The sequence below is a fragment of the Brevibacterium sp. H602 genome, assembly GCF_051172395.1.
GTDB lineage: Bacteria > Actinomycetota > Actinomycetes > Actinomycetales > Brevibacteriaceae > Brevibacterium.
In genome coordinates this window covers 165,068-173,497 of sequence record NZ_JBPIZD010000009.1, presented here as the reverse complement: position 1 = coordinate 173,497, position 8,430 = coordinate 165,068, and the positions used below count along the sequence as shown (strand labels likewise).

Annotated in this window: 7 protein-coding genes and 1 other RNA gene; 1 reads left to right on the top strand and 7 read right to left on the bottom strand. The window is 63.4% G+C overall.

Annotation, left to right across the window (positions count from 1 at the left end; all coding sequences use genetic code 11):
• The first annotated feature begins 227 nt into the window (after positions 1–227).
• Positions 228–1,904 carry a thiamine pyrophosphate-binding protein gene (locus ACSBQT_RS09000; RefSeq protein WP_410711058.1) on the top strand — a complete coding sequence of 559 codons (1,677 nt, stop codon included), beginning with the start codon at positions 228–230 and terminating at the stop codon, positions 1,902–1,904.
• A gap of 226 nt (positions 1,905–2,130) precedes the next feature.
• Here ACSBQT_RS09000 and ACSBQT_RS08995 read toward each other — a convergent pair whose 3' ends face one another.
• The 7 genes from ACSBQT_RS08995 to prfB form a co-directional block, all read right to left on the bottom strand.
• Positions 2,131–2,367 carry a hypothetical protein gene (locus tag ACSBQT_RS08995; protein WP_410711057.1) on the bottom strand — a complete coding sequence of 79 codons (237 nt, stop codon included), beginning with the start codon at positions 2,365–2,367 and terminating at the stop codon, positions 2,131–2,133.
• 364 nt (positions 2,368–2,731) lie between these two features.
• Positions 2,732–3,109: a transfer-messenger RNA gene (gene ssrA, locus ACSBQT_RS08990) on the bottom strand.
• A 214-nt stretch (positions 3,110–3,323) separates the two neighbouring features.
• A complete protein-coding gene (smpB, locus tag ACSBQT_RS08985; protein WP_101547462.1) occupies positions 3,324–3,794 on the bottom strand; it encodes an SsrA-binding protein SmpB in 471 nt (156 codons plus the stop codon).
• 163 nt (positions 3,795–3,957) lie between these two features.
• Entirely contained in the window at positions 3,958–5,187 is a 1,230-nt protein-coding gene (locus ACSBQT_RS08980; RefSeq protein ID WP_410711056.1) for a peptidoglycan DD-metalloendopeptidase family protein, read from the bottom strand.
• A 1-nt stretch (position 5,188) separates the two neighbouring features.
• Positions 5,189–6,103 (bottom strand): permease-like cell division protein FtsX, encoded by a 915-nt coding sequence (gene ftsX, locus ACSBQT_RS08975; RefSeq protein WP_173151924.1) that lies wholly within the window; start codon positions 6,101–6,103, stop codon positions 5,189–5,191.
• Entirely contained in the window at positions 6,100–6,789 is a 690-nt protein-coding gene (ftsE, locus tag ACSBQT_RS08970; RefSeq protein ID WP_139908579.1) for a cell division ATP-binding protein FtsE, read from the bottom strand. The genes ftsX and ftsE overlap by 4 nt, the downstream gene beginning before the upstream one ends.
• 230 nt (positions 6,790–7,019) lie before the next feature.
• Entirely contained in the window at positions 7,020–8,144 is a 1,125-nt protein-coding gene (prfB, locus tag ACSBQT_RS08965; protein WP_410711055.1) for a peptide chain release factor 2, read from the bottom strand.
• Positions 8,145–8,430: the final 286 nt, after the last annotated feature.

Genomic DNA, 8,430 nt, shown 5'->3' with positions numbered 1-8,430 from the left:
GTTCTGGTGGGTGAGGTCTGTGCGGGAGGACCCCGACTTGGTGCCTCAGACCACAGTCGCTTATATTCGAAGAGTCAGGCTGAGCCGCTCTCAAGTACGCCGGAAACCGGCGAGTGGGACGAGCACACATCAGCCGGTGCCCGAAAAAGGGGCACGAAGCCGCAAACCGCGCGTGTGAGACATATATGGATCCCTCATTTCCATATCTCACCAGCGAAAGGCCTGCCATGGCTCATGCCTCCGCGCACGTAGCGCACACCCTTGCCGCCCACATCGATGAGGTCTTCGGCCTCATGGGCAACGGCAATGCCTACTTCCTCGACGCCCTGCTGCGCGACACCTCGGCGACCTACACCGCCGTCCGCCACGAAGCCGGTGCCGTCGTCGCCGCCGACGCCCACTTCCGCACCTCCGGGAGGATCGCAGCCGCCACCACCACGTATGGTGCCGGATTCACGAATACGCTCACTGCCCTCGCCGAGGCGGCCCAGGCCAGAGTGCCCCTCGTCCTCGTCGTCGGGGATGAGCCCACATCCGGTCCCCGCCCCTGGGACGTCGACCAGATCGCCATGGCCTCCGCCGTGGGTGTGCGCACCTACACCGTCGGTCGCGTCGATGCCGCCGCAGCCACCGTGACCGCGATCGAGCATGCTCTGACCTACCGAGTGCCCGTCGTCCTGGCCATTCCCTATGACGTCGCGACTTTGGACCTCGGTGAGATTCCGGTTGTACCCGGCCCCAGTCGTCCCTCGCCGATGGCACCGACTGGCGAATTCGCTCATGCTGCTCTTGACCGCCTCGCGACCGATCTGGCGGGTGCGAAGCGTCCCCTGCTGCTCGCCGGCCGCGGAGCCTGGCTGGCCGGAGCCGGGACCGAACTCGGTGAACTCGTGGACATCACGGGTGCGCTCACCGTGACGACCGCACTGGGACGCAACATCTTCCCTGCGAGCGAACACGATCTGGGAGTCGCCGGCGGTTTCGGTGCCCCGGCCGCAATGGAACGGATCCGCGAAGCCGATGTGGCTGTGGTCTTCGGGGCCTCACTCAATCAGTTCACGATGCGTTTCGGGGACCTCTTCCATCCCTCGACGACGGTGTGGCAGGTCGACACCGACGACCGTGCCACGAATGCTCGAGTCGGCGGCTTCGTCCGAGCAGATGCCAAACTCGCTGCCGCCGAACTTGTGGCGCTGCTGACAGCGACCGGGATCGACGGTGCACGGAGTTCGGACAGTGCCTCCACGCGCTGGCACGATTCCGTCGACACCGCTGCCGACCGTGCCTACGTCGTCGGGTCAGAGCTCGCCGAGGATGGTCGGCTCGATCCTCGAGCGGCGGCGAACCGCCTCGGCGAGGTTCTGCCCGAGGATCGGGTCGTCGTCTCCGACGGCGGACATTTCATCGCTTGGGCGAACATGTTCTGGGAGCCCAGCGTCCCCGACCGACTGGCGATGGTCGGCACTGCCTTCCAGTCGATCGGGCTCGGCTGGCACAGTGTCGCCGGGGCAGCCCGCGCTAACCCGGACTCGACGATCGTGCTGACCACCGGTGACGGCGGCGGCGCCATGGCACTGTCCGACCTGGACACCGCGATCCGGGTCGCCGGCGGCCGCGGTATGGCTGTGGTCTTCAATGACGCGGCCTACGGTGCCGAGGTCAACCTGTATGGGCTCAAGGGGTTGGAGAAGTCGCCCATGCTCATCGACGAGATCGATTTCGCGGCCCTCGCCACAGCAGCTGGCGGGCACGGGGTCGCCGTCCGCACCTTGGCCGATCTCGCAGTCGTCGAGGAGTGGCAGTCCCGCCCCGTCGACGAACGGCCCTTCCTGCTCCTCGACCTGCGGATCTCCGGTGAGATCATCGCGCCGTACCAAGAAGAGGTCATTCGCGTGAACTCGTGAACGCGCCTAAGCAGTCACTGTGCTGGGCCGGGGTTTCGCGGCCGGCGCGTGGCTGCTGTCTGACACCCTCGATCCTTCCCGTTTCAGGCAAGCCGGGCCTCGGCCGAATGGCGGATCGTGATCGGCCGAGTGGTCGGAACTCTCGGATCTCGCGAGGGCGTCGCGAAGTGGGTGCCCAGACGACGGTATGGCGGTCGATGCCGTGGCAGGTCGTCGCCGTGGCAGGTCAGTTGTCTGCGGACCGCGCCGCGCGGTTGGCCGTCGTCCAGGCTCTGACAAAGAGGCCGAGGATGAGCAGCCATCCCGCGACCGCGAGAACGGCTCCGTCTGCCTTCGGCCAGGCGAATTTCTCAACGCTCAACAGTGCAATCGAGAAGCCGACGGCGATGATGCTGATGGTGATGAGCATGGGAATCGCCGCACGGTGGCCGGCCTGCCATGCGGCCTCGGACCGCATCGTCACGCCGACCGGATTCCGATCGCACGATTGCGGGGCAGACGATCGCCGCGGATGACCAATACGAGAACGATGCAGACAACGGCGAGGAGCAGGTAGCCGATCAGCGGTGGACAGAACATCGGTGCCGGTCTCCTCTTTGAACTCGGATCCACCGTATCGTATGGGGGCTGGCCTCAGCGGATGTCGTGACCTCAACGATGAAATCGGCGGCGGACGGAAGGACCGGTGGGAACGGTCCTGTCCGGCCGCCTCGGCGAAGGTGTTCGCTGTCTTCGACGTTTCGCTGTTGCAACGTCTCGACGTTGTCAGTCCGGGGATATTCGGACAGCGAAAAGCCCCGGATCCTTGCGGAATCCGGGGCTATGACACGTGGAGATGGCGGGAATCGAACCCGCGTCCGTCGGCAGATTGTCAGGACTTCTCCGGGCGCAGTTCGTGAAGTAGTGTCTTAGGTTCTGGCTATCGCACGAACACGTAAGCCAACGAACGGAGTTGAGTGAAAGTCCCTCAGGCACCCCCAACATGTGCCTGAAGCAGTGGCCTCTTAAACGACGCCAGGATCTAGAGCAGAGGCAACTCTAGGCTGACGGATTCGCAGCTCGCGCTCTATCAGGCAGCGAGGGCGAAATCGGTGCGGTTGTTAGACTTAGCACCTATTGTTTTGCAGAGGACATTAACGAGATGACTCTGCATTCTCGGCCCGCTTCTCCCGACGCAGTGTCCAACGTCGAAACCGATCATCCCCATATTCTGTTACCAATCCTGATCAGCTGTTTCATCCGCCGAGGCGGCTGCTGGCGCCGATCAGATACTCCAGCATACTCGTACAACGCAGACCGAGCCAATTGCATTCCCTGAACTCCGCGAATATGTGACCGGGCGTGCGCGGATGCGCTCGGACCGCCTCGGCGAAGGAGACGGTGGAGATGGCGGGAATCGAACCCGCCGTCAACCAACCCTTACAGGTACTGCTTGGACTTCATGGCGCGTTCGGCTTCGCGCTTGTCCTGCGCTTCGCGCAGTGCCTGTCGCTTATCCCATTCGCGCTTGCCGCGGGCCAGGGCGATCTCGACCTTGACACGTGAGCCGTCGAAGTACAGCTCCAGCGGGACCAGGGTACGGCCGGATTCCTTGACTTTCTGCGAGATCTTGAGGATCTCCTCGCGGTGAAGCAGCAGCTTACGACGGCGGCGGGCCGAGTGATTCGTCCAGGTTCCCTGCAGGTATTCGGGAATGTAGACGTTCTCCAGCCAGGCCTCATTCTGGAAGATGAGGGCGAAGCCGTCGGTGAGCGAGGCTCGGCCTTCGCGCAGCGATTTCACCTCGGTGCCGGTGAGTACGAGTCCGGCCTCCCACGTGTCTTCGATGTGATAGTCGTGGCGCGCCTTGCGGTTCCTCGCAATGACTTTCTTGCCTGTGTCCTTCGGCATGACCGGCCTCCTCTCTGCTCCCGATCACCTGTGCACGCGTTCGCGGGCACAGCCACCAATTCTAGCCCATCGGCACCCTTCCGCACGCCCGTCCCCTCTTAGAACTACCTGACGGCGGCCCAGATACCTCGCGCGAGGTTGCTGGGCCGCCGTCAGGTAGCAATCAGAAGATGAAGGGTTTGGGGTCGACGTAGCCGCCGTTCTCCATGATCTCGAAGTGCAGGTGGCAGCCGGTCGAAGCTCCCGTCGTACCGGAGTACGAGATGACGTCGCCCTTCTTGATCCGCTGCCCGTCATGGACCTTGAGCTTCGTGTTGTGGTTGTACGTCGACGCGATCGACTTGCCCTTGATCTTGCCGTGGGAGATGACGACGCGGTTGCCGTAGCCGCCGGTCCAGCCGGAGGTGACGACGATGCCGTCGCCGGCCGCGCGGATCGGGGTGCCGCAGGGCACGCCGAAGTCCATTCCGGTATGCAGCTTCTTCGCCCCCGTGATCGGGTGGACGCGGTATCCGAACGGAGACGTCGTCGGGTATCCCTTGGCCGGATTGGCCAGGACTCCGTCACCGAAGACGAACTTGCCCTTCTTCTCCTGCTCCTTCTCCCATTCCCGGACCTTCTCGGCCAACCGGTCCTGCTCGGCCTTCTCATCGGCCAGCTGCTTCTCGGTCTTGTCCTTGTTGTCGGAGATCGTCTTCTCCGCGTCGTCCTTCGCGGAGATGAGGTCGTTGAGGCTGTCGGCCTTCTTCTTCGCATCGACCTGCGCGGCCTCTTTGGCCAGCACAGCCTCGGCGGCTTCGTCCTTGAGATCGGAGATCTTATCGGTCACGCCCGAGAGCCGCTCTTCGTTGTTCTTGTTCAGCGCCCGCTGTTCGGAGAGCTTGTCGATCGTGCGCTGTTGGGATCGCACCGCCGAGTCGACACGGCCGATACCGCCGTCGGCGCTCGTGCCCTCGGCCATCTGCAGCAGCATCGCCAGATCGGAGGTGATGCCCGAGTTCTGGTAGGCCTGTCGTCCGATGCGCGCCGCCGAGGTCTTGTGCTTGTCGATCTCCTCCGTGCCGGACTTGATCGTGTCCTTGAGATCCTTCTGCGCGTTCTCCGCCGAAGTCAGGCGTGCGGCCATGTCCTGGTCCTTCTCGATCGCCTCAGCCAGTGCATCGTCGGCGGCCTTCGATTCGGCTTCGGCGTCCGGCAGCTTCTCCTGCGCGGCATCGCGTTCGGCGATGACGCGGGCGAGATCCTCGTCGAGGCCTTCGAACTCCTGTTGGAGTTCCTTGACGCGTTCGTCGACCTCGCTCTTGTCGTCGCGAGGATCGGCCACCACCGAGGTGACCGGCATGACCACTGCCAGTGCGGCTGCTGTGAGGACGAGTCCGAGTCTGCGTCTCATCTCAGACCTTCGTGTACTTGTTCAGCGTGATCAGCGACGAGGCTCCGGCCATGAGCACGCCGATGATGATGAGTACGGGGGTGATGAGGAGAACGTCCCATCCGGAGATGAGGCTGAATCCCGTGGCCTGCGACTGCAGCCAACCGCTGACTCCGAAGTGGACGAGCAGTCCCAGGGCACCGGCGGACAGTGTCGCACCGATGGCCGAGGCGATGACGCCCTCGAGCAGGAACGGCATCTGGATGAAGGTGTTCGACGCGCCGACGAGCCTCATGATGCCGGTCTCCCGGCGCCGCGAGAACGCGGAGAGTCGAATGGTCGTGGCGATGAGCAGCATCGCGCACAACAGCATGATGCCGGCGATCGCGATCGCCACGATGGTCGCGATGTTGAGCACCCCGAACAGGCGATCGAGCAGCTGATTCTGGTCGACGACCTCTTCCACCCCGGGAGTCGACGAGAACGTCTCCTTGATGATGTCGTACTTCTCGGCGTCCTTGAGTTTGACCCGGAAGGACTCGTTCATCTCGTCCTTGGGCACGGTGCCCTCGAGGCTGGTGCCCTTGAACTGCTCCTGGAAGTGCTCGTAGGCCTCGGTCTTGTCTTCGAAGTAGACCTTGTCGACATACGGGGCCAGATCGGAGCTTTCGAGTTCGGACCGGATCTGATCCTTCTGGTCGCCAGTGACCTCACCGTCGACGCAGTTCGTCGCTTCCGAATCCGGCGGGCACAGGAACACGGAGACCTGCACGCGGTCATACCAGAAGTCCTTCATCTGCCCGACCTGCATCTGCAGCAGGATCGCGGCACCGACGAAGAGCAGGGACACGAAGGTCACGAGCACGACGGAGATGACCATGGAGAAGTTCCGGCGCAGGCCCGACCAGACTTCGGAGAGGATGAAACCGGCCCTCATGAGGCGACTCCGTAGGTGCCTTCTTCGACGTCGCGGACGATTTCGCCTTCGCGCAGTTCGATGACCCGCCGGCGCATCCGGTTGACGATCTCGCCGTCGTGGGTGGCCATGAGCACGGTGGTGCCGTTGCGGTTGATCTTCTCCAGCACGTTCATGATGTCGGCGCTTGTGGCCGGGTCGAGGTTGCCCGTCGGCTCGTCGGCGAGCAGGATTCCGGGTTTGTTGACCACGGCGCGGGCGATGGCCACACGCTGCTGCTCACCGCCGGAGAGCTCACTGGGGTAGCGCTTCTCCTTGCCGGCCAGGCCCACGGTCTCGAGGACGTCGGGGACGAGGGTCGACATGGCCGCGCGGGATTTTCCGATCACTTGGAGGGCGAAGGCGACATTGGCGAACACGGTTTTGTTCGGCAGCAGGCGGAAGTCCTGGAACACGGTTCCGATCCCCCGCCGCAGGTAGGGCACCTTCCAGCTGGGCATCTTCACCACGGATTTTCCGGCGATGTGGATGCGACCGGAGCTGGGCACCTCTTCACGCAGAATGAGTCGGATGACCGTGGACTTTCCCGAGCCGGACGCCCCGACGAGGAACACGAATTCCCCGCGGTCAGCCTCGAAGGAGATGTCATCGAGTGCTTTGCGGGAACGTGTGTCGTAGGACTTCGAAACGGAGTCGAATCTGATCAAGTCGGTCTTCAATCATGTTGCGGGTGGCTCGGCCGCTTCCACTGTACGTAACAGTTCCGTGATGTTCGCGGAGGCGGCCGGGCGTGTGTTGCGATCTGATGAAGTTCACAGTCGCCTCGGTGATGGTCGCTCCCTCGCCGAGGCAGCCGACCCTCAGTCGGCCATCGACCGAGTCAGGCGGCGCAGTGCCGTTGACCGAAAGATCAGGCCTGTTGCCCGAAGAGTCAGGCTCAGGCCTCGGCCTCTTCGGCCATCTCCTGCTCCTTGCGCCAGCGGATGCCGGCTTCGATGAGTCCGTCGAGGTCACCGTCGAAGACGGCCGAGGGGTTGTTGACCTCGTAGCCGGTGCGCAGGTCCTTGACCATCTGGTACGGATGGGTCACGTAGGAGCGCATCTGATCGCCCCAGCTGGCCTTGATATCGCCGGCCAGCTCCTTCTTCTGCGCGGCCTCTTCCTGGCGTTTGAGGTCGAGCAGTCGCGACTGCAGGACGCGCATCGCGGCCTCGCGGTTCTGGATCTGGGACTTCTCGTTCTGCATGCTCACAACCACACCGGTGGGGATGTGCGTGATGCGCACGGCCGAGTCCGTCGTGTTCACGGACTGCCCGCCGGGACCCGAGGACCGGTAGACGTCGATGCGCAGATCGTTCTCGTCGATCTCGACATGGTCGGTCGATTCGATGAGCGGGACCACCTCGACAGCGGCGAAGGAGGTCTGGCGGCGGCCCTGGTTGTCGAAGGGGCTGATGCGCACGAGACGGTGAGTGCCTGCCTCGACCGACAACGTGCCGTAGGCGTAGGGCGCGTCGATCTGGATCGTCGCGGACTTGATGCCCGCACCTTCGGCATAGGAGGTGTCGAGCTCCTGGACCTTGTAGCCGCGATTCTCCGCCCACCGGACGTACATGCGGGTGAGCATCTGCGCCCAGTCGGTCGCGTCGTCGCCGCCGGCGCCCGAGCGCACGGTCACGACGGCGGAGCGCTCGTCGTATTCATGGCTGAGCAAGGTCGAGATCTCGAGTTCGGCCAGCTGATCGCGCAACTTCTTGATGTCGCGGTCGGCCTCTTCGAGCGATTCCGAGTCGCCTTCGTCCTGGGACATCTCGACGAGCAGCTCGGCATCGTCGATGCGCTCGCCGAACTTCTCCAGCTTCTCCAGGGTGCCCTGCTTGTGCGAGAGCTTGGCCGAGGTCTTCTGTGCCGAATCGGGGTCGTCCCAGAACGTCGGCGACGACGCCTGCTCCGTGAGTTCGGCAACCTCGTCGCGCAGGTTGTCCAGATCGGACACGTCGAGAATTGCTTTGTACGTCTGGCGGAGGTTGGCGATTTCAGAAGAGTAATCAGTGGAGGCCATAATGATCCGATTCTAGTGCATGCCCTCCCCCGAGCATGAAACGGCGCCGAGGCGGTCGACCGTTGAGATTGCGAGGACTGATCGATCGAGGCCTGCCCCGATCAGTCGCCCTGGCCCCAAAAAGCGCCGCCGGCGGAAGATCTGATTCATCCCGCCAGCGGCGCGGCTCACATCGCTTCATACGAAGACTGGTGAGGAAAATATAGACCGAAACCCACCCTTGCGCAAGACGAAAACACCCCACAATGACATTCATGAAACTACACAGTGAGCATTTGCAGAGCCC

Coding starts and splice junctions, on each gene's coding strand:
- ACSBQT_RS09000 (WP_410711058.1), top strand. CDS start 228: ATGGCTCATGCCTCCGCGCACGTAGCGCACACCCTTGCCGCCCACATC.
- smpB (WP_101547462.1), bottom strand. CDS start 3,794: ATGCCGAAGGACACAGGCAAGAAAGTCATTGCGAGGAACCGCAAGGCG.
- ftsX (WP_173151924.1), bottom strand. CDS start 6,103: ATGAGGGCCGGTTTCATCCTCTCCGAAGTCTGGTCGGGCCTGCGCCGG.
- prfB (WP_410711055.1), bottom strand. CDS start 8,144: ATGGCCTCCACTGATTACTCTTCTGAAATCGCCAACCTCCGCCAGACG.
- ACSBQT_RS08980 (WP_410711056.1), bottom strand. CDS start 5,187: ATGAGACGCAGACTCGGACTCGTCCTCACAGCAGCCGCACTGGCAGTG.